Raw genomic sequence first — 25,882 nt, 5'->3', positions numbered from 1 at the left:
AAATCGTTCAGTAAACAATTTTGGGCAACAGGCCAACGGCGGTTTGTGTGTCCATGGATAAAGGCGTCCAGCAGTGCATCAGCACTGTCGGGCGCTTTTTTTTTGCGTGTTCTGGAGCGGGTATGGGCGATAAATTTTCGATTTCACGGCGGCGTTTTTTACAGGCAGGTGCCGCGCTGGGCGGGGCAATGTTGCTGCCCGGCGCGATGCATGCCGCATGGGCGGCAGGATCCGATAAGCCGGAACAATCTACCGTACGGGTCGGTTTTATTCCGCTGACGGACTGCGCGCCGCTCGCCATCGCGTCGCTGAAAGGGTTCGATAAAAAATACGGTATTACCCTGGTGCCGACCAAAGAGGCCAGCTGGGCGGCGGTGCGCGACAAGCTGATCGCCGGTGAACTCGATGCGGCGCACATTCTCTACGGCCTGCTGTATGGCCTGGAGCTGGGGATCGCTGGCAAGCCACACACGATGGCCAACCTGATGACCCTCAACCGCAATGGCCAGGCGATTACGCTCTCCAGCGATCTGCAGGAGAAAGGGGTGACCGACCTTGGTGGGTTGAAACGGCTGATTGGCCAGAGCGCGCCGGGCAGCTACACCTTCGCCCACACCTTTCCCACCGGGACGCACGCCATGTGGCTCTATTACTGGCTGGCCAGCGGCGGCATCGACCCGTTTGCGGATGTGCGCACCGTCGTGGTGCCGCCGCCGCAAATGGTAATGAACATGCGCATCGGCAACATGGTTGGCTTTTGCGTCGGCGAACCGTGGAATGCGCGGGCGATCAACGACCGCATCGGTTTTACCGCGACCACCTCGCAGGCTATCTGGCCGGAACACCCGGAAAAAATTCTCGGCACCCGCAGCGAATGGGTCGAGCGCAACCCGAACACCGCCCGCGCGCTGGTCGCTGCGGTGATGGAGGCCGCGCGCTGGATTGACGCGTCGGAAGAGAACAAACGGGAGACGGCGCGCATTCTGGCGAAGCGCGCCTGGCTGAATACCAAAGAGCAGTATCTCACCGGACGGATGCTCGGAGAGTACGACAACGGGCTGGGACGCCGCTGGCAGGACGCGCATCCGATTCGTTTTTACGACCAGGGGGAGGTGAGTTTCCCGTGGCTGTCGGACGGGATGTGGTTTTTAACCCAGTTTCGCCGCTGGGGATTACTGAAAACAGACCCGGATTATCAGGCGGTGGCCCGGCGCATCAACCGCATTGACGTCTGGAAAGCGGCGGCGCAGGCGGTGGGCGGCATCGCCACACCAACAGCGCTCATGCGTAGCAGCACATTGATAGACGGTACGGTCTGGACGGGGGCCGATCCGCAAGGTTACGCCCGCAGCTTCGCGATTCAACATAAGGGGGCATGAAATGAAACACGCGCACAATACGCAACCTGTTATTGCCACAGAAAAAACGCCGGGCGAAGTGATTATTCTGCCGCCGGTGCAGGTCCGGCGACCGACGCCGCCCGTCAGACGCTGGCTACGTGAAACCGTACAGCGACTCCTGCCGCCCCTGCTCGGGCTGGGGCTGCTTTTACTCTGCTGGCAGCTGGCGGCGATCAACGGCAAGGGCTTTCCGACGCCGCTGAGTACGCTCGACTCCGCACTGACCCTGTTTGCCGATCCTTTTTATCAGGATGGGCCGAACGACATGGGCATCGGCTGGAACGTGCTGGCGTCACTGCAACGGGTGGCGGTGGGCTTCGGTCTGGCGGCGCTGGTGGGTATCCCGCTGGGCTTTTTGATCGGCCGCTCGCTGTTCTTCGCCCGCATGTTTAATCCGCTGATCGCGCTGCTGCGCCCGGTCAGTCCGCTGGCGTGGCTGCCGATTGGTCTGCTGCTGTTCCAGAAGGCGGAACCGGCTTCAAGCTGGACCATTTTTATCTGCTCTATCTGGCCGATGGTGATTAACACCGCCGAAGGCGTGCGCCGCATTCCGCAGGATTATCTCAACGTGGCCCGCGTGTTACAGCTTTCGGAGTGGACGGTGATGCGGCGCATTCTCTTCCCGGCGGTGCTGCCCGCGGTGCTGACCGGCGTGCGTCTCTCTATCGGCATTGCCTGGCTGGTGATCGTCGCCGCTGAGATGCTGACCGGCGGGCTGGGGATCGGTTTTTGGATCTGGAACGAATGGAACAACCTCAACGTGGAAAACATCATTATCGCCATCGTCATTATCGGCGTCGTCGGCCTGCTGCTTGAGCAGGGGCTGATGCTGATCGCTCGTCGCTTCAGCTGGCAAGAAAAATAGGGGAATCGCTATGAAACCATTAATTCAGGTGCAGGCCGTCAGCCAGCGCTTTAATACCGCCAGCGGCGAATTTCTGGCCCTGCAAAACGTCTCTTTCGACATTTACGAAGGGGAGACCGTCAGTCTGATTGGCCACTCCGGCTGCGGGAAATCAACGCTGCTGAACCTGATTGCCGGCATTACCTTACCCACGGAAGGCGGGCTGCTGTGCGATAACCGCGAAATCGCCGGGCCGGGCCCCGAGCGCGCGGTGGTCTTTCAGAACCACTCCCTGCTGCCGTGGCTGACCTGCTTTGACAACGTGGCGCTGGCGGTCGACCAGGTTTTTCGCCGCACCATGAGCAAAGCCGAGCGCAAGGAGTGGATCGAACACAACCTTGAACGGGTGCAAATGGGCCACGCGCTGCACAAGCGTCCGGGGGAGATCTCCGGCGGGATGAAGCAGCGGGTGGGAATTGCCAGGGCGCTGGCGATGAAGCCGAAAGTGCTGCTGCTGGATGAGCCGTTTGGCGCGCTCGACGCCTTGACCCGCGCCCACTTGCAGGATGCGGTGATGCAGATTCAGCAGGCGCTGAATACCACCATCGTGATGATTACCCATGATGTTGATGAGGCGGTACTGCTCTCTGACCGCGTGATGATGATGACCAACGGCCCGGCGGCGACGGTGGGGGAGATTCTCGCCATCGATCTGCCCCGGCCGCGCAATCGCGTTCAGCTGGCGGATGACAGCCGTTATCACCACCTGCGTCAGCAGATTCTCCATTTCCTCTACGAAAAACAGCCGAAGGCGGCGTAAGGGGCGGCGATGAAGCGGCGACTGGTGATTATCGGCAATGGTATGGCGGCCACCCGGCTGGCGGAGACGCTGGTGGCGCGGGGGGGCGATAAATTTCAGATAGTGATTATCGGTGATGAACCCTGGCAGGCCTATAACCGTATCCAGCTGTCACCGGTACTGGGCGGGGAAAAAACGCTGGCGCAAACGCGACTGCTGCCTGAGGAGTGGTATCACCAGCACGGCGTGACGGTCCGCCGCGACGAATCGGTGCTGGCGGTGGAGATGTCGACGCGAACGTTGCGCACCACGCGAGGCGAGCTGTCGTGGGATGAGCTGATCTTTGCCACCGGTTCACAGGCGTTCATCCCGCCGTTGCCCGGCGTGGCGCTGCCGCACGTCTTTGCGTTTCGCACCTTTGCCGATGTGGCCGCCATTCTGGCAACCGGCGGCCCGGCGGTGGTGATTGGCGGCGGGGTGCTCGGCGTCGAGGCTGCCGCCGCGTTACGACGTCATGGTGACAATGTCACTTTACTGCATCGCGGCGACCGGTTGATGGAACAGCAAACCGATGCCTTTGCCGGTCAGCAGCTACAGCAACAGCTGGAGGCGCGAGGCATTCAGTGCGTCACGGACTGCGCGATCGCCGCGATTCGCGAGCACGAGGTTGTGCTGGAGGATGGCAGGACTTTTGCCGCCAGCCGCGTGGTGCTGGCGACCGGCGTGCGCCCCAACATTGAGCTGGCGCAGCGCAGCGGCGTCGATTGCCGACGCGGCATTGTGGTGGACCGCCAGATGGCGACCGCGCGGCCGGGAATTAGCGCCATCGGCGAATGTTGTGAAATTGATGGTCAGACCTGGGGGCTGGTCGCGCCCTGTCTGCGTCAGGCCGAGGTGCTGGCCGCGCGTTTATGTGGGGCGCCAGGCGCAGATTTTCACTGGCAGGACAGCGGCACTCGCCTGAAGGTCACGGGCATCGAGCTGTTCAGCGCCGGGGAATTACAGGCGACTGAGCAGGATGAGCTGTGGACCAGCTGGGACCCGCTGGCCCGCCACTACCGCCGTTTGCTGGTCCGTAACGACAAGCTGTGCGGCGTGTTATTGCTTGGCGACTGCGCAAATGCAGCGCCGTTAACGGCTCTGCTGGGCGAACGCGCATCAGCAGACTGGCTTTTTGATCCTTCTTCAACGCAGCCGCGCGCTGCAGGACAAATCACGATGACAAAACCTGTTTTGGTGCTGGTCGGACACGGCATGGTCGGCCACCATTTTCTTGAGCAATGCGTCAGCCGTAACCTGCATCAACAGTTTCGGATCGTGGTGTTTGGCGAAGAGCGTTATGCCGCCTACGACCGGGTGCATTTATCAGAATATTTTGCCGGGCGTAGCGCGGAATCGCTGTCGCTGGTGGAGGGCGATTTCTTCGCCCGGCACGGAATCGAACTGCGGCTGTCTGAGACGATTGCCGCCATTGACCGTGAGGCGCGGGTGGTACGCGATGCCAGCGGCCATGAAACCCACTGGGATAAACTGGTGCTGGCGACCGGCTCATATCCCTTCGTGCCGCCGGTGCCGGGCCACGATCAGGAGGGGTGTTTTGTGTATCGTACCCTCGACGACCTCGACCGTATTGCCGCCTGCGCCGGCCGAGCAAAACGCGGGGTGGTGATTGGCGGCGGCCTGCTGGGGCTGGAGGCCGCCAACGCGCTCAGGCAACTGGGGCTGGAAACCCACGTGGTGGAGTTCGCGCCGCATCTGATGGCGGTCCAGCTGGATAGCCCGGGCGCCGCGATGCTGCGGGAGAAAATCAATGATCTTGGCGTCGGGGTGCACACCAGCAAATCGACGCAGGCTATCGTACGCGATGCTGACGGCCTGGTGCTGAACTTCGCCGATGGCGAATCGCTGGCCACCGATATGGTGGTTTTTTCCGCCGGGATTCGCCCGCAGGATACGCTGGCGCGTGGCAGCGGACTGACGGTGGGCGAACGCGGTGGGATCGTTATCGATGATCAGTGTCGCACCTCCGATCCGCAGGTGCTGGCGATTGGTGAATGCGCCCTGTGGCAGAACAAAATCTATGGCCTGGTGGCACCGGGCTATCAGATGGCGAGAACGGCGGCGGCAATGCTGGCCGGAGAAGAAGCGAGTTTTAGCGGTGCCGATATGAGCACCAAACTGAAACTGCTGGGCATCGATGTGGCTTCTTTCGGCGATGCCCAGGGACGCACGCCCGGTAGCCAGAGCTACCAGTGGACGGACGGCCCGGGGCAAATCTATAAGAAAATTGTCGTCTGCCAGCAGAGTAAAACGCTGCTGGGCGGCGTACTGGTGGGCGATGCCAGCGATTACGCCACGCTGCTACAAATGATGTTGAACGCGATGGCGCTGCCCGCGCGCCCGGAAAGCCTGATTCTGCCCGCGCTGGAGGGGAGTGCGCCAAAAGCGCTGGGCGTAGCGGCGCTGCCGGACAGCGCGCAGATCTGCTCGTGCCACAACGTCAGTAAAGGGGACATCTGCGCGGCGGTTAATCATGGCGCCGGTGATATGGCGGCGATAAAAAGCTGCACCAAAGCCGCCACCGGTTGCGGTGGATGCAGCGCGCTGGTCAAGCAGGTGATGGAATATCAGCTCTCGGCGCAGGGCGTGGAAGTGAAAAAAGATATCTGCGAACACTTTCCGTGGTCGCGTCAGGAGATCTATCACCTCGTGCGCGTGAACCATATCCGCACCTTTGATCAGCTGATTAGTCGTTACGGTCAGGGACACGGCTGCGAAATCTGTAAGCCGCTGGTGGCTTCAGTTCTGGCCTCCTGCTGGAATGAATACCTGCTGAAACCGGCGCATTTGCCGCTACAAGATACCAATGACCGCTACTTCGCCAATATTCAGAAAGATGGCACCTATTCAGTGGTCCCGCGTATGGCGGCAGGCGAAGTGACCCCGGACGGGCTGATTGCCATCGGCCAGATTGCCAAACGCTACCAGCTGTACAGCAAAATTACCGGCGGCCAGCGGATCGATCTGTTTGGCGCCCGGCTCGAAGCTCTGCCGGCCATCTGGCGCGAGCTGGCGGAGGCCGGTTTTGAAACCGGTCACGCCTACGGCAAGTCGCTGCGCACGGTGAAATCCTGCGTCGGCTCGACCTGGTGTCGCTACGGCGTGCAGGACTCGACGGCGCTGGCGGTGACGCTTGAACATCGTTACAAGGGGCTGCGTGCGCCGCACAAGATTAAAATGGCGGTCTCCGGCTGTACCCGCGAATGCGCCGAGGCGCAGGGGAAAGATATCGGGGTGATTGCCACGGAAAAAGGCTGGAATCTCTACGTCTGCGGCAACGGCGGGATGAAGCCGCGCCATGGCGATCTGTTTGCCAGCGACATCGACGACGCGACGCTGATCCGCACGGTTGATCGGCTGCTGATGTTCTATATCCGCACTGCCGACCGACTACAGCGAACCAGTACGTGGATGGATAACCTCGAAGGCGGAATCGACTACCTGCGCGAGGTGATCCTCGAAGACAGCCTCGGGATCGGCGAAGAGCTGGAGCAGGAGATGGCGCGGGTGGTGGAAAGCTACCAGTGCGAATGGCAGACCACGCTGAACGATCCGCAGCGGCTGGCGCTGTTCCGGTCTTATGTTAACAGCGACCAGCCGGATGACGCCGTGCAGCGGCAAATGTTACGCGGCCAGCCGCAGCCGGTCGTCGCGCCGGTGCACCGCGAAGGCGAGGCGTCGGCTCGTCCGTGGCAGGCCATTTGCAATCTGGAGGCGATTCCCGCGCAGGCCGGGATCGGCGCGCGGTTGGGCGAGCGTCAGATTGCGCTGTTCCGTTTTGGCGAACAGGTTTATGCCCTCGACAACCTGGAGCCCGGTAGCGACGCCAACGTGCTGTCGCGCGGCATACTGGGCGATGCTGGCGGGGAGCCGATTGTCATTTCGCCGCTGTATAAACACCGTATCCGGCTGCGCGACGGGCGCCCCAGCGATGGCGGTGAACCGATGGTCCGCGCCTGGCCGGTGAAGGTCGAAAACGGCACGGTGTGGGTAGGCAATCAGCTTCTGCTGGCGCGCGCGGAGGCCTCCTGATGGATGAAATCCGCACCACCTGTCCCTATTGCGGCGTGGGCTGCGGCGTGCTAGCGCGAAGGGCAGAAAATGGCCTGGTCAGCGTGCGCGGCGATGAGCAGCATCCGGCAAACCTGGGACGTCTGTGCGTCAAAGGCGCGGCGCTCGGAGAAACCACCGGCCTGGAGAGGCGCTTGCTGCGACCGGAGCTGGAGGGGGAGCCGGTCAGTTGGTCACAGGCGCTGACGGCCGCCGGTAGCCGACTGCGGCAAATCATTGAGCAACACGGGCCGCAGGCGGTGGCATTTTATGCCTCCGGGCAGCTGCTTACCGAGGACTACTACGCGGCGAATAAGCTGATGAAGGGGTTTATCGGCGCCGCCAATATCGATACCAACTCCCGTCTCTGTATGTCCTCGGCGGTGACCGGCTATAAGCGCGCCTTTGGCGCCGACGTGGTGCCGTGCAGCTACGAGGATGTGGAAAACAGCGATCTGGTGGTGCTGGTGGGGTCGAACGCGGCCTGGGCGCATCCGGTGCTGTATCAGCGGCTGGTGCAGGCGAAACGGGATAATCCGCAGATGAAAGTGGTGGTGATTGATCCGCGCCGAACCGCCACCTGCGATATCGCCGATAGCCACCTGGCGGTTGCGCCCGGCAGCGATGGCGGGCTGTTTGTCGGTTTACTGAGGGCGATTGCCGGGGCTGGCGCGCTGACCGGCGATTTTCACGACCAGACGCAGGCGCTGGCCGCCGCCGCAGCCTGGGACACGGCGCGGGTGGCCGAATTCTGCGGGCTGGAGGTCGAGCAGGTCGCCGGGTTCTATCGCGACTTCATCGCCGCACCGCGGGCGATAACGCTCTACACCATGGGGATCAATCAGTCGGCCAGCGGCAGCGACAAGTGTAATGCCATTATTAACGTCCACCTGGCCTGCGGGAAATACGGGCGTTCGGGCTGCGGGCCGTTTTCGCTGACCGGACAGCCAAATGCGATGGGCGGCCGCGAGGTGGGCGGCCTGGCAACGATGCTGGCCGCTCATATGCATTTTGAGCCGCAGGATCTGCACCGGCTGTCGCGCTTTTGGGGCAGCGAACGGCTGGCGCAGACGCCGGGATTGACGGCGGTGGAGCTGTTTGCCGCCATTGGCCGCGGCGAGGTGAAAGCGGTGTGGATTATGGGCACTAACCCGGTAGTGTCGTTACCGGACAGTCTGGCCGTCAGCCAGGCGCTGGCCGGATGCCCGCTGGTGATCGTCTCCGAGGTGAGCGCCAGAACGGATACGGCAGCGTTTGCCCATATTCGTTTCCCGGCGCTGGCGTGGGGAGAAAAAAATGGCACCGTTACCAACTCGGAGCGGCGTATTTCCCGCCAGCGCAGCTTTCTGCCGCCGCCGGGAGAAGCCAAAGCCGACTGGTGGATAATCGCTCGCGTGGCTGAACAGCTCGGCTTTGGCGCGGCCTTTGCCTGGCGCCATCCGCATGAGATCTTCAGCGAGCATGCCGCGCTTTCGGGGTTTGAAAATGACGGCCAGCGGGCGTTCGATATCGGCGGGCTGGCGGAGCTCAGCCGTGAGGCGTGGGACAACCTGGCGCCGGTTCGCTGGCCGGTCAGCCGCAGCGGCGCCGCTCTCGATTTACAGCGCGGCTGGCACGGCGATGGTAAATTGCGCATGGTGCCGGTGACCCCCCAGGCCACGCGCGCCGTGACCGACGCCTTTTATCCGCTGATCCTCAATAGCGGCCGTATTCGCGATCAGTGGCACACCATGACCCGTACCGGTAGCGTGCCGCGTCTGATGCAGCATATTGCCGAACCGGTCGTTGAGGTCGCGCCAGCGGATGCCCGACGTTTGCAACTGCGCGAGGGAGAACTGGCGCGAATCTGGTCGCGCAACGGCGTGATGGTGGCTAAAACGGTGGTCAGCCGCGGGCAGCGCCCAGGCTCACTGTTTGTGCCGATGCACTGGAATAATCAGTTTGCCCGCCGGGGAAGGGTCAACGATCTGCTGTCGGCGGTGACGGATCCCTGGTCCGGACAGCCGGAGAGCAAACAGGCGGCGGTGGCGATTGCCCCCTGGCGTCCCGCCTGGCACGGGGAACTGTTTTGTCGCCAGCCGGTTCCGCTGCCGGCTGCCGTCCACTGGCGTCGGCGGGCGGCGCGGGCGGTAAACCATCTCTCTTTAGCCGGAGAACACCCTTCGCAGGAATGGCTAACCGAATGGTGTCATCAGCAGGAGTGGCAGATGCAAACGGCGCGCGCCGGGACGACATGGAGCCTGCTGGCCTGGCGTGAGGGTCAGCTGATGTTGGGCTGGTGGTGCGATATCGGCGAGCCGGTAATCGATGCCGGGTGGATAGCCGACGCGTTTCTCTCGCCCCCGGAAACGCCCACGCATCGTCACGCGCTGCTCAGCGGGAAAAAAAGCGGCGAGACGGCGCCCACGGGACGGATCGTATGCAGTTGCCTGAGCGTTGGCGAACGCGCGATCGGTGAGGCTATCGCGAACGGTTGCCGCACGGTTGGTGAACTGGGCAAGGTGCTGAAATGCGGTACCAACTGCGGCTCTTGTATTCCCGAACTCAAAGCGCTGCTGGCAGAGGCGCAGATACGGGCCTGAGTTCGGGATATTCCTGGAATTGCCCTCAGAGCTGCCGGAGAGGGCAAAAAACGGTAAACTTAAAGACTGTCATATTCTTCGTGAGCCAATGTAACCCATTTAATGCCTTCGTCGTACCGCGTCCCCCCACTCCTTGCGCTACTCTTGCTGCTGGCAAGCGTTCCTGCCCGTGCCCTGCAGGGAAACACGGCGTTCAGTGAAAAACAGGCGGCGCTGCCGGATTTGGGGATTGCGCCGCAGGTGGATGATGACGCCCGGCATTTTGCCGAAGTGGCGAAAAAGTTTGGCGAGGCCAGCATGAGCGATAATGGCCTGACGACCGGTGAACAGGCGCGAATGCTGGCTATCGGCAAGCTTGGCAACGAGCTGAGTCATCAACTGGAAAACTGGCTCTCGCCGTGGGGCAATGCCAGCGTCGATCTGCGGGTGGATAAAGAAGGCCGCTTCACCGGCACGCAGGGCAACTGGTTTATCCCGCTGCAGGATAATGGCCAGTATCTGACCTGGAATCAGTATTCCGTCAGCCAGCGGCAAAACGATCTGGTGGGCAACATCGGGCTGGGACAGCGCTGGCGCAGGGGAGACTGGCTGCTGGGCTATAACTCGTTCTACGACAAAGTGCTGGGTGACAGCATGGCGCGAGGCAGTATTGGCGCTGAAGCCTGGGGCGAATATTTGCGCCTGTCGGCCAACTATTATCATCCCGTCGGCAGCTGGCAGCGTGGCGATAGCCTGACCCAGGAACAGCGGATGGCGAGCGGCTACGATGTCACCGCCCAGGCGCGGCTACCGTTCTATCAGCATATTAATACCAGCGTCAGCGTCGAGCAGTATTTTGGCGATAGCGTCGACCTGTTCCATTCCGGTACCGGCTACCGGAATCCGGTGGCGGTGTCGGTGGGGCTGAACTATACCCCGGTGCCGCTCGTGACCATGACCGCAAAGCATAAACAGGGTGAAAGCGGGCTCAGTCAAAACAATGTCGGTCTGAATCTGAACTATCGTTTTGGCGTGCCGCTTAAACAGCAGCTGGCGGCCGATGAGGTGGCGGTCAGCCGCTCCTTGCGCGGCAGTCGTTACGACAGCCCGGAGCGCGATCATGTGCCGGTGGTCGAGTATCGTCAGCGTAAATCGCTGTCGGTCTACCTGGCGACGCCGCCGTGGGATTTACAGCCGGGGGAGACGGTGCAACTGAAGCTACAAATTCGTAGCCTGCATGGGATAAAATCGCTGAAATGGCAAGGTGATACGCAAGCGCTGAGCTTAACGTCTCCCGTCGATGCCAACAGCCCGGACGGCTGGAGCGTGATTCTTCCGGCCTGGAACAGCGAGCCGGGAGCGAGCAATCTGTGGCACCTGTCGGTAGTGGTGGAAGACAAAACGGGTCAGCGCGTTTCATCCAATGAGATCGCGCTGGCGCTGAGCGAGCCGTTGGTCAAATTCCCGGCCGACGGCGTCAGTTGGGGAAATATGCCTTAGAAAATCCGCTCCTGATGGACCCATACCGCCGCTTCAACGCGTGATTTCAGCTTCATTTTCTTCAGCATATGCTTAACGTGCACCTTGACGGTACTTTCGGTTATCTCCAGACGACGGGCGATCATTTTGTTCGGCAGTCCCTGGGCAATCAGCTTGAGAATATCCCGTTCGCGCGGCGTCAGCTGGCTGATATCGCGGTCTGACGTGGCGCGGTTGGCGCGCAGGCTGGCTGCCAGCACCGGCGTGAGCGCTTCGCTGAGAACCATCTCGCCCGCCGCGGCCTGCTGCAACGCTTTTAACAGATCTTCTGGCTCCATGTCTTTCAACAGGTAGCCGTCGGCGCCGCGTTTGAGGGCGGTGACCACATCTTCTTCGTGGTTAGAGACGCTGAAGACCACGATTCGACCGGAGAGCGACTTTTCGCGCAGCTTGTCGAGGGTTTCCAGTCCGTTCATGCCGGGCATGTTGAGATCCAGCAGGATCAGGTCGGGATCCAGCGTCTCAGCGAGGGCGATACCTTGTTCACCGTTACTGGCCTCGCCAATAACCTGAATATCGCTGGCCATACTGACGAGCTGTTTTACGCCGGTGCGCAGCATCGGGTGATCGTCAATGAGAAGGATGGTTGCCCGCTCCTGTTGACTCATAGGGTTCTCCTTATTGGATTGAAAACGATTTTTCCGGGATAAAAGTGACCACCACCTCGGTACCGCCGTTTTCCCGGCGACGAACCTGACAGTCTCCGCGCAAACTCTGGGCGCGATCCCGCATGATAATTAAGCCGTAATGGTTGCTGCGTTCCGCCTGATCGGGGACGCCGCGGCCGTTGTCTGCGACCACCAGCCGTACCTGGTTTTCCCGCAGCGCGACGGTCACGATAACTTCGGTCGCCTGGGCGTGTTTCAGCGCATTACTCAGCGCCTCGCGCGCGATTTGCAGGACGTGAATGGCCTGATGTGACGGGACAAAGCGCGGCGGCAGCTGGTAATCAAGCTGGACGGTAAAGCCAAAATGGGCGCTGTATTCCTGGCAGCTGGACTCCAGCGCCGGGCGCAATCCTGCTTCGGTTAATTGCAGGCGGAAGGTTGTCAGCAGTTCACGCAGCTGTGCCCATGACGTATTCAGCTCATTGCGAATCTGGCCCAGCAGCTGACGGCTCTCTTCCGGCAGGTTTGCGCCCTGCATTTGCAAACAGCTGACCTGCATTTTCATACAGGAGAGCGACTGGGCGATGGAGTCGTGTAGTTCGCGGGCGATGGTGGCGCGTTCTTCCATTACGATAAGCTGCTGCTGATGCTCCTGGTGCCTGTCGAGCGCCAGCGTGGAGGTCAGCTGCTCGACTAGCGTATCCACCAGCTGCTGCTGATCGTGGCTCAGGTGACGTCCGACGGGCAACGTCGCCAGCAGGATCCCGTACTGGTTATGGGCATCGGACAGCCGCCATTTCAATGTGGCGCCGGCATCCGGCAGCGGCGGCAGATCGCGCGGGCATAAATAGCAGCCTTTGTCATCGCACTGTATATCCGAGTGACAGACGAATTCCTGATGATTGTCCTCATCTTCGAAGTCATATACCCGCACCTCAATATCGCGTAGCAGCGTCAGCCCCTGCAGTCCGTTGAGCACCGGTGAAATGCGTTCACACAGCGGGGCGCTGGAGTGCAGACGACGGTTGGCCTGCCATAAAAAGGCGAGGATCTCATTTTTCTGCTCCAGCCCGGCGGTTTTTTCCTGCACCCGTCGTTCGAGCACCGAATAGCTTTCCGCCAGCTCTTTTGACATGTTGTTAAGCGCCATGCCGAGGCTGGCCATCTCATTGCGGCCGCTGATGTGGACGCGTTGGGTAAAATCGCGATGGCTGACTGCCCGGGCCATGTCCAGCAGCTGTTTCCACGGGCGCAGCAGACGGGCCCGTAGCCAGACGATAGTAAACAGAAACAGCAGCGCCATGCCGATGGCCATCACCCGCTGCAGCCAGACGACGTAGCGGATGCGCTGCTCGGTGGTATGATCAAAAGAGGTGACCAGGTGGTCTATCCGGTCGACAAAGCTGGCGACATCGACGGCGACGCTCGCCTGATTCTGCGCGTGCTCCATTCCCGGTGCCAGCTCCAGCTGCCAGTATTGCTGCAGCGCTTTAAGCTGGCTATTCTGGCCGTCCCGGAGGGCGGCATTCTGCAGTTCTTCGCTGAAGACGGTGGCATTCATCTCGTCGAGCAGCTTGCTATCGTCCGCGTTGAGCGGGATTGCCGCCAGCAGACGATAGCTTTGCATTCTCAGCGAACCGGCTTTATTGATCGCGTGCGCGCTGCCCTGTACGCCGTGAACCAGGCGGGCAGAGATACCGATTCCCGCGACGCCAATCGCCGTCGATAGCAGCACAATTAACGCCAGTTGATTCACTAACGTAAGCGGGGTAAAAAGACGTTTTAACATACAGTGCATGGCTCCTGACCGGCAAACCATCCGGGAGTGGCGTCTATTCTCGGATATCCCATGGAGTATACCCATACCTATAAGGGATTACCCCTTAATTGTCGGGGGTGGGTAGGTTTACGGCAGGCGATCGCTTAAACCCGGCAGCCATGTGAAAAACCACACTTTTTTTGTAGAAAATAACTACTCACTTCGGGTGATAGTTTTTTTTTAAGCAATTTGCTGCCAACTTTTCCTTTGATTTATATCAACTTACCGCCCTCTGTAATCCCTAATGTAGCGGCAGGATATATGAATAATCAGAGGTATTTATGAGTCAATCTTCCCTACCGGAGAAGGCCAGTACTTCAGTCATCACCGACTGGCGTCCTGAAGATCCCGAGTTCTGGCAGCAGCGCGGACACCGTGTTGCAAGCCGGAATTTGTGGATCTCCGTTCCCTGTCTGTTGCTGGCGTTTTGCGTCTGGATGTTGTTCAGCGCGGTGGCGGTCAATCTGAATAAGGTTGGCTTCCAGTTCTCGACCGACCAGCTGTTTATGTTGACCGCGCTTCCGGCGCTGTCCGGCGCTTTATTGCGCGTGCCCTACGCCTTTATGGTTCCCCTGTTTGGCGGCCGCCGCTGGACCGCCTTCAGTACCGGGATCATGATAGTCCCTTGCGTATGGCTGGGCTTCGCGGTGCAGGATACCTCTACGCCGTTCAGCATCTTTGTGATTATCTCTCTGCTTTGCGGTTTTGCCGGGGCGAACTTTGCTTCCAGCATGGCCAACATCAGCTTCTTCTTCCCGAAACAGAAGCAGGGCGGCGCCCTCGGTATTAACGGCGGCCTTGGCAATATGGGCGTCAGCGTGATGCAGCTGGTTGCACCGCTGGTGGTTTCGCTGTCTATTTTCGCCGTCTTTGGCGGGACGGGCAGCGAGCAGCCGGACGGTTCGCTGCTGTATCTGGAAAACGCGGCGTGGATCTGGGTGCCGTTCCTGATTATCTTCACCCTGGCGGCGTGGTTCTTTATGAACGACCTGTCGGCGTCGAAGGCCTCGTTGAGCGAGCAGCTGCCGGTGCTTAAGCGCGCTCATCTGTGGGTTATGGCGCTGCTTTATCTGGCGACGTTTGGTTCATTCATCGGCTTCTCGGCGGGCTTTGCGATGCTGTCGAAAACCCAGTTCCCGGATGTTCAGATTCTGCACTTTGCCTTCTTCGGGCCGTTTATCGGCGCGCTGGCGCGCTCGATGGGCGGGGCTGTCTCTGACCGCCTGGGCGGTACCCGCGTGACGCTGGTGAACTTTGTGGTGATGGCGGTCTTCAGCGGACTGCTGTTCCTGACGCTCCCGACGGAGGGTGTCGGCGGTAACTTCATTGCCTTCTTCGGCGTGTTTATGGTGCTGTTCCTGACCGCCGGGCTGGGTAGCGCCTCTACCTTCCAGATGATTTCGATTATCTTCCGTAAAATGACGATGGAACGCGTAAAAGCGCAGGGCGGTAATGAAGAGCAGGCGATGCGTGAAGCCGCAACGGATACGGCGGCAGCGCTGGGCTTTATCTCTGCCATCGGCGCTATCGGTGGCTTCTTTATTCCGAAAGCGTTTGGTATTTCTCTGGAACTGACCGGTTCTCCGGCTGGCGCTATGAAGATCTTTTTCGTCTTCTATATCGCCTGCATCCTGATTACCTGGGCGGTTTACGGTCGTAAACAGAAGTCTTAAGCCATCTCTGTTTGCTCTCAGGGCGCAATGTATATTGCGCCCTTTTTTATGCCGACAGGAATGAGCCCAATCCGCCGACAGGGGTATCTACCCCTTAATACCCTGGCGCACGCCACAGGCGTACAATAATCGCTCGTTTTTCATTAAATTCCTTAAAAAACATAAAGATAAAAAACAGAAAATGCTACCACTTCGGAGGTATTTGCCGCCTGAGGGGCTATTTATAAGCCCTGTCGCATTGATCGTTATCAATTCTCTCCCTCTTTCATAGCGTTACCTTCGCTGCAAATCCAGCAATGTCGATTTATCAGAGAGCCGTCAGGCTCCAAACAGGAGAAACCCGATGAGTAAATTCCTGGACCGGTTTCGCTACTTCAAACAGAAGGGTGAAACCTTTGCCGATGGGCATGGCCAGTTTCTAAAAACCAACCGGGACTGGGAGGATGGATACCGCCAGCGCTGGCAGCATGACAAAATTGTGCGCTCCACTCACGGGGTAAACTGCACCGGCTCATGCAGCTGGAAGATTTATGTAAAAAACGGTCTCGTCACCTGGGAAACCCAGCAGACCGACTATCCGCGTACTCGCCCGGATATGCCGAACCACGAACCACGCGGCTGCCCGCGTGGCGCCAGCTACTCCTGGTATCTCTACAGCGCCAACCGTCTGAAGTATCCGCTGATGCGCAAACGGCTGATGAAAATGTGGCGCGAAGCGAAAGTGCAGCATGCCGATCCGGTAGATGCCTGGGCGTCCATTATTGAAGACGCCGATAAAGCCAAAAGCTTCAAACAGGCGCGTGGACGCGGCGGTTTCGTCCGTTCCTCCTGGCAGGAAGTGAATGAGCTGATCGCGGCTTCTAACGTCTACACCGTCAAAACCTATGGCCCGGACCGCGTGGCGGGCTTCTCGCCCATTCCGGCGATGTCGATGGTCTCCTATGCCTCCGGCGCGCGCTATCTGTCGCTGATTGGCGGCACCTGTCTGAGCTTCTATGACTGGTACTGCGACCTGCCACCGGCCTCCCCGCAGACCTGGGGCGAGCAGACCGACGTCCCTGAGTCAGCCGACTGGTATAACTCCAGCTACATTATCGCCTGGGGCTCCAACGTACCGCAGACCCGTACGCCGGATGCGCACTTCTTCACCGAAGTTCGCTATAAAGGCACCAAGACCGTGGCTATCACCCCGGACTACGCCGAAATCGCCAAGCTGTGCGACCTGTGGCTGGCGCCGAAGCAGGGCACCGATGCGGCGATGGCGCTGGCGATGGGCCACGTCATGCTCCGTGAATTCCACCTCGATAAGCCGAGCCAGTATTTCACCGACTACGTTCGCCGCTACAGCGATATGCCGATGCTGGTGATGCTCGAAGAACGTGAAGGCTACTATGCTGCGGGCCGCATGCTGCGCGCGGCCGACCTCGTCGATTCCCTGGGCCAGGAAAACAACCCTGAGTGGAAAACCGTGGCGCTGAATAGCGACGGCGACATGGTGGCGCCAAACGGTTCCATCGGCTTCCGCTGGGGCGAAAAAGGTAAGTGGAACCTGGAACAGCGCGACGGTAAATCCGGCGAAGAGACCGAACTGCAGCTCAGCCTGCTCGGCAGCCAGGATGACATCGCGCAGGTGGGCTTCCCGTACTTTGGCGGTGACGGCACCGAACATTTTGCCAGCGTCGAACTGGAAAATATCCTGCTGCATAAGCTGCCGGTAAAACGCCTGCAGCTGGCGGATGGCCGCACCGCGCTGGTGACTACCGTGTACGACCTGACCATGGCCAACTACGGTCTGGATCGCGGTCTCAACGATGAAAACTGCGCGACCAGCTACGATGATATTAAAGCGTATACGCCAGCGTGGGCTGAAAAAATTACCGGCGTTTCCCGCGCGCAAATCATTCGTACCGCGCGTGAATTTGCCGATAACGCCGATAAGACCCACGGTCGTTCGATGATCATCGTCGGGGCCGGTCTGAACCACTGGTACCACCTCGATATGAACTATCGTGGCCTGATCAACATGCTGGTGTTCTGCGGCTGCGTGGGTCAGAGCGGCGGCGGTTGGGCGCACTACGTGGGCCAGGAAAAACTGCGTCCGCAGACCGGCTGGCAACCGCTGGCGTTTGCGCTCGACTGGCAGCGTCCGGCGCGTCACATGAACAGCACCTCGTACTTCTATAACCACTCCAGCCAGTGGCGTTATGAAAGCGTCACCGCGCAGGAACTGCTGTCGCCGCTGGCGGACAAATCGCGCTACAGCGGCCATCTGATTGACTTCAACGTCCGTGCTGAACGCATGGGCTGGTTGCCGTCGGCGCCTCAACTGGGCACCAACCCGCTGCGCATTGCCGACGCAGCGAAAAAAGCCGGCCTGAGCGCGGTGGATTACACCGTTAAATCCCTGAAAGAAGGCTCGATTCGTTTTGCGGCGGAGCAGCCGGAAAACGGCAAGAACCATCCGCGCAACCTGTTTATCTGGCGTTCCAACCTGCTGGGCTCCTCCGGTAAAGGCCACGAGTACATGCTCAAGTACCTGCTGGGTACCGGGCACGGTATTCAGGGGCTGGATCTTGGCAAGCAGGGCGGCGTGAAGCCGGAAGAGGTGGAGTGGCAGGATAACGGCCTCGACGGCAAACTGGATCTGGTGGTGACGCTGGACTTCCGTCTGTCGAGCACCTGTCTGTACTCCGATATCGTGCTGCCGACCGCGACCTGGTATGAAAAAGACGACATGAATACCTCGGATATGCATCCGTTTATTCACCCGCTGTCTGCCGCCGTTGATCCGGCATGGGAATCGAAAAGCGACTGGGAAATCTATAAAGGCATCGCGAAGGCATTCTCCGAAGTGTGCGTGGGCCACCTCGGTAAAGAAACCGACGTGGTGACGCTACCGATCCAGCATGATTCCGCTGCCGAACTGGCGCAGCCGCTGGAGGTGAAGGACTGGAAAAAAGGCGAGTGCGATCTGATTCCGGGTAAAACCGCGCCGCATATCATTCAGGTCGAGCGCGACTACCCGGCAACCTATGAACGCTTCACCTCTATCGGCCCGCTGATGGAGAAAATCGGTAACGGCGGTAAAGGGATTGCCTGGAACACCCAGAGCGAAATGGACCTGCTGCGTAAGCTCAACTACACCAAGGCGGACGGCCCGGCGAAAGGTCAGCCGATGCTGGATACGGCGATTGACGCGGCAGAAATGATCCTCACCCTCGCGCCGGAGACCAATGGTCAGGTGGCGGTGAAAGCCTGGGCGGCGCTCAGCGAATTTACCGGTCGCGACCATACCCATCTGGCGCTCAATAAAGAAGATGAGAAGATCCGCTTTCGTGATATTCAGGCGCAGCCGCGCAAGATTATCTCCAGCCCGACCTGGTCTGGTTTAGAGGACGAGCACGTTTCCTATAACGCCGGTTATACCAACGTTCATGAGCTGATCCCATGGCGTACGCTTTCTGGTCGTCAGTCCCTGTATCAGGATCACCAGTGGATGCGCGACTTCGGTGAAAGCCTGCTGGTGTACCGTCCGCCGATCGACACGCGTTCGGTGAAATCGGCGATGGGAGAGAAGTCCAACGGCAATCCGGAGAAGGCGCTGAACTTCCTCACGCCGCACCAGAAATGGGGCATTCACTCGACCTACAGCGACAACCTGCTGATGCTGACCTTAGGTCGCGGCGGTCCGGTTGTCTGGATAAGCGAAGAGGATGCCAAAGAGATCGGAGTTGAAGACAACGACTGGATTGAAGTTTTCAACAACAACGGCGCACTGACCGCAAGGGCGGTCGTGAGCCAGCGTGTACCGGCCGGGATGACCATGATGTACCACGCGCAGGAACGTATCGTAAACCTGCCGGGATCGGAAATTACCGGTCAGCGCGGTGGTATTCATAACTCGGTGACGCGTATTACGCCGAAACCAACGCATATGATCGGTGGCTATGCGCACCTGGCATATGGCTTTAACTACTATGGCACCGTCGGCTCTAACCGCGATGAGTTTGTGGTAGTCCGTAAGATGAAGAACATTAACTGGCTGGATGGCGAAGGCAATGACCAGGTACAGGAGAGCGTAAAATGAAAATTCGTTCACAAGTCGGCATGGTGCTGAATCTCGATAAATGCATCGGCTGTCATACCTGCTCAGTGACCTGCAAAAACGTCTGGACCAGCCGCGAAGGGACCGAGTACGCGTGGTTCAACAACGTTGAAACCAAGCCGGGCACCGGCTTCCCGACCAACTGGGAAGATCAGGAAAAATGGAAGGGCGGCTGGATCCGTAAGATCAACGGTAAGCTGGTGCCGCGCATGGGTAACAAAGCGCTGCTGCTGGGGAAAATCTTCGCTAACCCGCATCTGCCGGGTCTGGACGATTACTACGAGCCGTTTGATTTTGACTACCAGACGCTGCACAACGCGCCGGCAGACAGCAAGGCGCAGCCCATCGCGCGCCCACGCTCGCTGATTACCGGTCAGCGAATGGACAAGATCGAGAAAGGTCCGAACTGGGAAGACGATCTGGGCGGTGAATTCGCGAAGCTGTCGCAAGACAAAAACTTCGAGAACATGCAGAAAGCGATGTACGGCCAGTTCGAAAACACCTTCATGATGTATCTGCCGCGCCTGTGCGAGCACTGTCTCAACCCGGCGTGCGTGGCAACCTGCCCGAGCGGCGCTATCTACAAACGTGAAGAAGACGGCATTGTGCTGATCGACCAGGACAAGTGCCGCGGCTGGCGGATGTGTATCACCGGCTGTCCGTATAAAAAAATCTACTTCAACTGGAAGAGCGGCAAATCCGAGAAATGCATCTTCTGCTACCCGCGTATTGAATCGGGTCAGCCGACGGTCTGTTCCGAAACCTGCGTCGGGCGTATCCGTTACCTTGGCGTGCTGCTGTACGACGCGGATGCGATTGAACAGGCCGCCAGCACCGAGAACGAGAAAGACCTCTACCAGCGTCAGTTGGACGTGTTCCTCGATCCGCACGATCCGCAAGTGATTGAGCAGGCGCAGAAAGACGGTATTCCGCTGAGCGTGATTGACGCGGCGCAGAAATCGCCGGTCTATAAAATGGCGATGGACTGGAAGCTGGCGCTGCCGCTGCACCCGGAATACCGCACGCTGCCGATGGTCTGGTATGTACCGCCTCTGTCGCCGATCCAGTCCGCCGCCGATGCGGGCGAACTGGGCAGCAACGGTATCCTGCCGGACGTAGAAAGCCTGCGCATCCCGGTTCAGTATCTGGCTAACCTGCTGACCGCAGGCGATACCCAGCCGGTTCTGCTGGCGTTGAAACGCATGCTGGCGATGCGCCACTTCAAACGTACCGAAACCGTCGATGGCGTTATCGATACCCGGGCGCTGGAAGAGGTCGGCCTGACCGAAGCGCAGGCGCAGGAAATGTACCGTTACCTGGCGATTGCCAACTACGAAGACCGTTTCGTGGTGCCGAGCAGCCATCGTGAACTGGCGCGCGAAGCCTTCCCGGAGAAAAGCGGCTGTGGCTTTAGCTTCGGTGATGGCTGCCACGGGTCTGATTCGTCCTTCAACCTGTTCAACAGCCGCCGCATTGATGCCGTGGATGTGACCAGCAAAACGGAGCCGCACGCATGATCGAACTCGTGGTTGTTTCGCGTCTGCTTGAGTACCCGGATGCGGACTTATGGCAGCATCAGGACGAACTCTTCGACGTTCTGGCTTCGTCAGAAAAACTGGAAAAGGCGGATGCCCGGGCCCTGGGCGTCTTCCTGCGTGATTTAACCGCGCAGGATCTGCTGGATGCGCAGGCCGCCTACAGCGAGCTGTTTGACCGGGGGCGCGCCACCTCGCTGCTGCTGTTCGAACACGTGCACGGCGAATCTCGCGACCGCGGGCAGGCGATGGTTGATCTGCTGAATCAGTATGAGCAGCACGGTCTGGTGCTCGACAGCCGCGAGCTGCCCGATCACCTGCCGCTGTATCTGGAATATCTGGCGCAGCTGCCGGAGTGTGAAGCCATCGGCGGTCTGCAGGATATTGCGCCGATTCTGGCGTTGCTTTGCGCGCGTCTGCAACAGCGTGAAAGCCGCTATGCCGTTCTGTTTGCACCGCTGCTGAAGCTGGCGAACAGCGCGCTAGATGAAGCGAAAGTTGCGGAAAAAATCGCCGATGAAGCGCGCGACGATACGCCGCAGGCGCTGGATGCGGTCTGGGAAGAGGAGCAGGTGAAATTCTTTGCCGATCAAGGCTGCGGTGAGTCCGACATCGCCGCTCACCAGCGTCGTTTTGCCGGAGCCGTGGCCCCGCAATATTTGAATATCTCTAACGGAGGACAGCAATAATGCACTTCCTGAATATGTTCTTCTTTGACATCTATCCGTACATTGCCGGAGCGGTGTTCCTGGCAGGCAGCTGGCTGCGCTACGATTACGGACAGTACACCTGGCGCGCCGCCTCCAGTCAGATGCTGGATCGCAAAGGGATGAATCTGGCGTCTAACCTGTTCCACATCGGGATCCTCGGGATTTTCGCCGGGCACTTCCTTGGGATGCTGACGCCGCACTGGATGTATGAAGCGTGGCTACCGATTTCCGTGAAACAGAAAATGGCGATGCTTGCCGGTGGCGCTTGCGGCGTGATGACGCTGGTGGGAGGTCTGCTGCTGCTTAAACGCCGGCTGTTCAGCCCGCGCGTACGCGCAACCACGACCGGGGCGGATATTCTGGTACTCTCGGTGCTGATTCTCCAGTGTGCGCTGGGCCTGCTGACCATTCCGTTTTCGGCACAGCATATGGACGGCAGCGAAATGATGAAGCTGGTGAACTGGGCACAGTCCGTGGTGACGTTTCACGGCGGCGCGTCCGCACACCTGGACGGCGTCGCCTTTATTTTCCGTGTGCATCTGGTGCTGGGGATGACGCTGTTCCTGCTGTTCCCGTTCTCCCGTCTGGTACATATCTGGAGCGTGCCGGTAGAGTACCTGACGCGCAGATATCAGATAGTCCGCGCTCGTCGTTGATATCCCTGTCCGGCAGAATCACACCCCGCTGCGGCGGGGTTTTTTGTGGCCCGACGCCAGTCCGTCGCCCCAGCCGAGATTATTTCCCGCCGCCGCTAACAGAATCAGCAGCCCCCCGGCCAACTGTACCGGTGCCAGCGCATGGTGAAAGACCAGATAATCGACCCCCATCGCCACAAGCGGATAGATAAAGGAGAGCGAACCGGTTATGGGCGTCGGCAGTTTCTGAATCGCACTGTAGAGCAACTGGTACATCATGCCGGTATGCACGATGCCCAGAATCAACAGGTAGCGCCAGGGGAATGCGGCGGTGAAATCGGGGGCGTGGACCAGCGGCAGCAGCATGATTGTCCCGACGATAACCTGGATAAAGGCAATATGCTCAGGCGCAAGCGGACGTAGCTTGCGAGCGATCATCGCAGTTAAGGCGTAGAAAAAGGCGGCGCCAAGCGCCAGCGCAATACCCGCAGCGAGCTGGCCGCCATGAGCCTGCATTAACTCGCTGGAGAGCAGGATGACCACGCCGATAAAAGCCAATGTTAACCAGCCCCATTTAACCAACGCCACCCGCTCGCCGGCCAGCATCCCCATCAATACCAGCATAAACGGCTGGGTGTTATACACCACGGTAGCCATACCGATCGAAATGCGGGCGTAAGCGGCGAACAGCAGCAGCCAGTTAATGACCAGCGCGATGCCGCCGAGGATCGCCAGCAGCAGCGTTAAGCGCGTGAGCTGACTGAACGGCTGCCGGCTGAGATAGATAAACCCCAGTAAGGTCAGGGCGCCAATCAGACAACGCCAGAAAACCACATCGATAACCGGCAGGCCGGAGAGTAAAACAAAGACGCCGATCGAACCCGAAATGATCATCGCCAGGCTCATTTGCCAGACGCCCGTCACGGTATGTGCCATTTTTCAACCTCCGTTATGATGCCGATATTGTCGTTAATCTGCTGACAGGTTGATATGCATGATCTAAGGTAAAAGGCGAGTATTGCTTTTATTTATCAGGTAAAACGAATGGAACACTTAATTGATAATATCGACCGCGCTATTCTGGCCTGTCTGGCAGAAGATGCGCGCATCTCGCTCAAGGTGTTGAGCGCGCGGGTAGGGCTGACGTCACCCAGTACCGCCGAGCGGGTGAAGCGTCTGGAAGAGCGCGGGGTGATTCAGGGATATGGCGCCCGGGTGAATCTTGCGGCGCTAGGGTATACCCTGCAGGCGCTGGTTCGCGTCAGACCGCTGCCGGGTTTACTGCAGAAGGTTGATAAATATATTCAGGCAATGCCAGAATGCATCGAATGTGACAAGGTCACGGGTGAGGATTGCTTTGTGATGCGCCTGGTGGTACGGGATATTGCGCAGCTTGATACCCTGCTGGATGGCCTGGCAGAGCATGCTCAGTGTAATACTTCGATAGTAAAAAGCTCGCCGGTAACCCGCCGTCTGCCGCCGATGTAACCGCCCCGGATGGCGGCGTAAACGCCTTATCCGGGCTACCCGACCGTTGTTCGAATCGAACCTGGTCGAAGCTTCTCATCCTTCCCTGCACGGGCAGAATATATTGCAAGTGAGATGGGGATAACGAAGATGTTACAGGGAGATGATGGTGGCGGGGGAAGGATTCGAACCTTCGAAGTCAGTGACGGCAGATTTACAGTCTGCTCCCTTTGGCCGCTCGGGAACCCCGCCAGGGGTATAACTACTTGAGCGTAATACTTTTGATGGTGATTGAAGGATTATTCATCGCTTCGCGACTCACCCTTCCCGATAAGTGCAAACCTCGCTAAGGCCTACCGGGGTTACCACGTTGCTGTGGTGAATAATGGTGGTGGGGGAAGGATTCGAACCTTCGAAGTCGATGACGGCAGATTTACAGTCTGCTCCCTTTGGCCGCTCGGGAACCCCACCACGGGGTCATGCTTAATACTGGCCTGCTTCCTTCCGGGGAAGCGGGGCGCATCATACCAAATGATGCGCCCCTGTAAAGCTTTCCGTTGATAAAATTAAACTGGTTGCCTGAAATTTACACGTAAAGGCGCAAAGCTAACCAGTTAATTTCATTATCGATTAAAGAATAATCGTTCGGTTACCGTAAACAAACACGCGCTGGGCCAGAACCTGATACAGCGCGCGGCTCAGCACATTCTTTTCCACATCGCGGCCCGCGCGCATCATATCTTCCGCCGTATAGGTGTGATCGACATGAATAACATCCTGCATAATGATCGGGCCTTCATCCAGGTTGTCGTTAACGTAGTGGGCGGTGGCGCCGATGATCTTCACGCCGCGCTCGTAAGCCTGATGATAAGGGCGGGCGCCAATAAAGGCTGGCAGGAAGGAGTGATGAATATTGATAATCTGGTTCGGGAAGCGGGAAACGAATTCCGGCGTCAGGACGCGCATATACTTCGCCAGCACCACATAATCCGGCGCGTAGGATTCGATGGCGTCGCCCATCTGCTTGTCGTGCTCTTCGCGCGTCAGCCCTTCATGGCTGACCAGCTGGAAGGGAATATCAAAACGTTCAACCAGCGAGCGCAGCGTTTCATGGTTGCCGATGACGGCCGCAATCTCAACATCCAGGCCGCCATAGTTGGCTTTCATCAGCAGATCGCCCAGACAGTGCGCTTCTTTGGTGACCAGGATGACCACCCGACGGCGGCCGGCGGGCGTCAGTTCGCGTATAGAGCCTTCCGGCAGCGCGCTATCAAGGTCGGCGAGCAGAATGGCATCGTTAAAAATACCTTCCAGTTCGGTACGCATAAAGAAGCGACCGGTACGGTGATCGACAAACTCGTTATTCTGCACGATATTCAGCTCGTGCTTGTAACAAATATTCGTGATACGCGCGATGAGTCCTTTCTGGTCAGGGCAAATGGTGCGTAGTACTTTACGTTGTAATGAATGCATCGCGGGGAAAATCCTGTAGTGTTTGCTATTGCTGGCGCCAGTTTTACTGGCCGCAGCATTTTTTAAATTTTTTACCTGAACCGCAAGGGCAGGGGTCGTTACGGCCAATCAGCGGTCGTGTGCCGTCGATATAATACCACCGTCCATTTTCTTTTAAGAATCTGGAACGTTCAATAATCGCGCCGGGGCGGTTATCGTCGTGATATCGCGCGACAAAACTGACAAACCCCTCGTCGGAGTGCCGGCCTTCATCGGCGGCAAATACGGTCAGGCCTTGCCATTGCGTTTTTGCGAACCCCTTTTCCAGCTCGGCCCGGAAGTGCTGCGGCTGGCAGGAAGGGTGCCAGGTGGCTATCAGGTAATCGGCATCCTTCATGACAAACGCGCTGTAGCGGGAGCGCATCAGCTGTGATGGATCCGGTGCGGGCAGCGAACCGCTCAGATATCGCTGACAACATGAGCTATACTCCAGAGCGCTGCCGCAAGGGCATAATGGCGACAAAACGGCCTCCATGGAAAAAGAATCCCGGCGCATCGGCGCCAAAGTGTTTTATGTTAACTGAGCTGTGGCAATGATGCCATGCCCGGAGTGGAAGGAAGTATA

General features: G+C 59.0%; 17 protein-coding genes and 2 tRNA genes. 12 read left to right on the top strand and 7 right to left on the bottom strand.

Annotation, left to right across the window (positions count from 1 at the left end):
• The first annotated feature begins 122 nt into the window (after positions 1 to 122).
• The 6 genes from FNY10_RS10660 to FNY10_RS10635 all read left to right on the top strand — a co-directional run bounded on the left by FNY10_RS10660 (position 123) and on the right by FNY10_RS10635 (position 11,214).
• A complete protein-coding gene (locus tag FNY10_RS10660) occupies positions 123 to 1,379 on the top strand; it encodes an ABC transporter substrate-binding protein (RefSeq protein WP_160704572.1) in 1,257 nt (418 codons plus the stop codon).
• A 1-nt stretch (position 1,380) separates the two neighbouring features.
• The gene (gene ntrB, locus FNY10_RS10655) at positions 1,381 to 2,265 is read left to right on the top strand and encodes a nitrate ABC transporter permease (protein WP_160704574.1); all 885 of its coding nucleotides are present in this window, start codon (positions 1,381 to 1,383) and stop codon (positions 2,263 to 2,265) included.
• A gap of 10 nt (positions 2,266 to 2,275) precedes the next feature.
• Entirely contained in the window at positions 2,276 to 3,064 is a 789-nt protein-coding gene (locus FNY10_RS10650; protein WP_047665141.1) for an ABC transporter ATP-binding protein, read from the top strand.
• 9 nt (positions 3,065 to 3,073) lie between these two features.
• Positions 3,074 to 7,135 carry a nitrite reductase large subunit NirB gene (gene nirB / locus FNY10_RS10645; protein ID WP_141964406.1) on the top strand — a complete coding sequence of 1,354 codons (4,062 nt, stop codon included), beginning with the start codon at positions 3,074 to 3,076 and terminating at the stop codon, positions 7,133 to 7,135.
• Positions 7,135 to 9,735 carry a nitrate reductase gene (locus tag FNY10_RS10640; protein WP_160704576.1) on the top strand — a complete coding sequence of 867 codons (2,601 nt, stop codon included), beginning with the start codon at positions 7,135 to 7,137 and terminating at the stop codon, positions 9,733 to 9,735. Before nirB ends, FNY10_RS10640 begins: the two co-directional genes overlap by 1 nt.
• A 102-nt stretch (positions 9,736 to 9,837) precedes the next feature.
• Entirely contained in the window at positions 9,838 to 11,214 is a 1,377-nt protein-coding gene (locus FNY10_RS10635; RefSeq protein ID WP_131047880.1) for a YchO/YchP family invasin, read from the top strand.
• Here FNY10_RS10635 and narL read toward each other — a convergent pair.
• A complete protein-coding gene (gene narL, locus FNY10_RS10630; protein ID WP_004863467.1) occupies positions 11,211 to 11,861 on the bottom strand; it encodes a two-component system response regulator NarL in 651 nt (216 codons plus the stop codon). The two genes, FNY10_RS10635 and narL, sit on opposite strands and share 4 nt — an antisense overlap.
• 10 nt (positions 11,862 to 11,871) lie before the next feature.
• Complete coding sequence (narX, locus tag FNY10_RS10625; RefSeq protein WP_131047881.1) at positions 11,872 to 13,650, bottom strand: nitrate/nitrite two-component system sensor histidine kinase NarX; 1,779 nt, start codon at positions 13,648 to 13,650, stop codon at positions 11,872 to 11,874.
• Positions 13,651 to 13,961: 311 nt separating this feature from the next.
• On the opposite strand from narX, the gene FNY10_RS10620 reads away from it, so the two are divergent.
• The 5 genes from FNY10_RS10620 to narI all read left to right on the top strand — a co-directional run bounded on the left by FNY10_RS10620 (position 13,962) and on the right by narI (position 22,359).
• Complete coding sequence (locus FNY10_RS10620) at positions 13,962 to 15,353, top strand: NarK family nitrate/nitrite MFS transporter (RefSeq protein ID WP_141964408.1); 1,392 nt, start codon at positions 13,962 to 13,964, stop codon at positions 15,351 to 15,353.
• Between the two features lie 343 nt (positions 15,354 to 15,696).
• Positions 15,697 to 19,440, top strand: a complete 3,744-nt coding sequence (locus FNY10_RS10615; RefSeq protein WP_141964409.1) for a nitrate reductase subunit alpha — start codon at positions 15,697 to 15,699, stop codon at positions 19,438 to 19,440.
• A complete protein-coding gene (gene narH / locus FNY10_RS10610; protein WP_131047884.1) occupies positions 19,437 to 20,975 on the top strand; it encodes a nitrate reductase subunit beta in 1,539 nt (512 codons plus the stop codon). Before FNY10_RS10615 ends, narH begins: the two co-directional genes overlap by 4 nt.
• Positions 20,972 to 21,682: a nitrate reductase molybdenum cofactor assembly chaperone gene (gene narJ / locus FNY10_RS10605; protein WP_160704578.1), complete on the top strand. Its 711-nt coding sequence runs from the start codon at positions 20,972 to 20,974 to the stop codon at positions 21,680 to 21,682. The genes narH and narJ overlap by 4 nt, the downstream gene beginning before the upstream one ends.
• On the top strand, positions 21,682 to 22,359 hold the full coding sequence (gene narI / locus FNY10_RS10600) for a respiratory nitrate reductase subunit gamma (protein WP_131047886.1): 678 nt from the start codon (positions 21,682 to 21,684) through the stop codon (positions 22,357 to 22,359). Before narJ ends, narI begins: the two co-directional genes overlap by 1 nt.
• Positions 22,360 to 22,377: 18 nt before the next feature.
• On the opposite strand, the gene FNY10_RS10595 is transcribed toward narI, so the two are convergent.
• Positions 22,378 to 23,274: a DMT family transporter gene (locus FNY10_RS10595; protein WP_141964411.1), complete on the bottom strand. Its 897-nt coding sequence runs from the start codon at positions 23,272 to 23,274 to the stop codon at positions 22,378 to 22,380.
• 108 nt (positions 23,275 to 23,382) lie between these two features.
• Here FNY10_RS10595 and FNY10_RS10590 point away from each other — a divergent pair, with 108 nt between their 5' ends.
• Positions 23,383 to 23,826, top strand: coding sequence for an Lrp/AsnC family transcriptional regulator (locus FNY10_RS10590; RefSeq protein ID WP_004863438.1), 444 nt, complete (start codon positions 23,383 to 23,385; stop codon positions 23,824 to 23,826).
• A 146-nt stretch (positions 23,827 to 23,972) separates the two neighbouring features.
• Here the strand turns inward: FNY10_RS10590 and FNY10_RS10585 are convergent.
• From FNY10_RS10585 to FNY10_RS10570, 4 genes are all read right to left on the bottom strand, one after another.
• Positions 23,973 to 24,057 (bottom strand) — tRNA-Tyr (locus FNY10_RS10585).
• 134 nt (positions 24,058 to 24,191) lie between these two features.
• Positions 24,192 to 24,276: transfer RNA gene (locus tag FNY10_RS10580), tRNA-Tyr, on the bottom strand.
• A gap of 159 nt (positions 24,277 to 24,435) precedes the next feature.
• Positions 24,436 to 25,278 (bottom strand): formyltetrahydrofolate deformylase, encoded by an 843-nt coding sequence (gene purU, locus FNY10_RS10575; RefSeq protein WP_100682449.1) that lies wholly within the window; start codon positions 25,276 to 25,278, stop codon positions 24,436 to 24,438.
• Positions 25,279 to 25,321: 43 nt separating this feature from the next.
• Positions 25,322 to 25,780 (bottom strand): YchJ family protein, encoded by a 459-nt coding sequence (locus tag FNY10_RS10570; protein ID WP_131047889.1) that lies wholly within the window; start codon positions 25,778 to 25,780, stop codon positions 25,322 to 25,324.
• Positions 25,781 to 25,882 lie beyond the last annotated feature (102 nt).

It is taken from the genome of Klebsiella sp. Lac1 (genome assembly GCF_009825425.1).
GTDB lineage: Bacteria > Pseudomonadota > Gammaproteobacteria > Enterobacterales > Enterobacteriaceae > Klebsiella > Klebsiella electrica.
This window is presented reverse-complemented; position numbering and strand designations above follow the sequence as displayed.

What these genes read in the sequence shown, in the direction of transcription:
- FNY10_RS10640 (WP_160704576.1), top strand. Translation starts at nt 7,135, where the DNA reads ATGGATGAAATCCGCACCACCTGTCCCTATTGCGGCGTGGGCTGCGGC.
- narI (WP_131047886.1), top strand. Translation starts at nt 21,682, where the DNA reads ATGCACTTCCTGAATATGTTCTTCTTTGACATCTATCCGTACATTGCC.
- nirB (WP_141964406.1), top strand. Translation starts at nt 3,074, where the DNA reads ATGAAGCGGCGACTGGTGATTATCGGCAATGGTATGGCGGCCACCCGG.
- narJ (WP_160704578.1), top strand. Translation starts at nt 20,972, where the DNA reads ATGATCGAACTCGTGGTTGTTTCGCGTCTGCTTGAGTACCCGGATGCG.
- FNY10_RS10595 (WP_141964411.1), bottom strand. Translation starts at nt 23,274, where the DNA reads ATGGCACATACCGTGACGGGCGTCTGGCAAATGAGCCTGGCGATGATC.
- narX (WP_131047881.1), bottom strand. Translation starts at nt 13,650, where the DNA reads ATGTTAAAACGTCTTTTTACCCCGCTTACGTTAGTGAATCAACTGGCG.
- FNY10_RS10615 (WP_141964409.1), top strand. Translation starts at nt 15,697, where the DNA reads ATGAGTAAATTCCTGGACCGGTTTCGCTACTTCAAACAGAAGGGTGAA.
- FNY10_RS10590 (WP_004863438.1), top strand. Translation starts at nt 23,383, where the DNA reads ATGGAACACTTAATTGATAATATCGACCGCGCTATTCTGGCCTGTCTG.
- purU (WP_100682449.1), bottom strand. Translation starts at nt 25,278, where the DNA reads ATGCATTCATTACAACGTAAAGTACTACGCACCATTTGCCCTGACCAG.
- FNY10_RS10650 (WP_047665141.1), top strand. Translation starts at nt 2,276, where the DNA reads ATGAAACCATTAATTCAGGTGCAGGCCGTCAGCCAGCGCTTTAATACC.
- FNY10_RS10620 (WP_141964408.1), top strand. Translation starts at nt 13,962, where the DNA reads ATGAGTCAATCTTCCCTACCGGAGAAGGCCAGTACTTCAGTCATCACC.
- FNY10_RS10635 (WP_131047880.1), top strand. Translation starts at nt 9,838, where the DNA reads ATGCCTTCGTCGTACCGCGTCCCCCCACTCCTTGCGCTACTCTTGCTG.
- ntrB (WP_160704574.1), top strand. Translation starts at nt 1,381, where the DNA reads ATGAAACACGCGCACAATACGCAACCTGTTATTGCCACAGAAAAAACG.
- narL (WP_004863467.1), bottom strand. Translation starts at nt 11,861, where the DNA reads ATGAGTCAACAGGAGCGGGCAACCATCCTTCTCATTGACGATCACCCG.
- FNY10_RS10660 (WP_160704572.1), top strand. Translation starts at nt 123, where the DNA reads ATGGGCGATAAATTTTCGATTTCACGGCGGCGTTTTTTACAGGCAGGT.
- narH (WP_131047884.1), top strand. Translation starts at nt 19,437, where the DNA reads ATGAAAATTCGTTCACAAGTCGGCATGGTGCTGAATCTCGATAAATGC.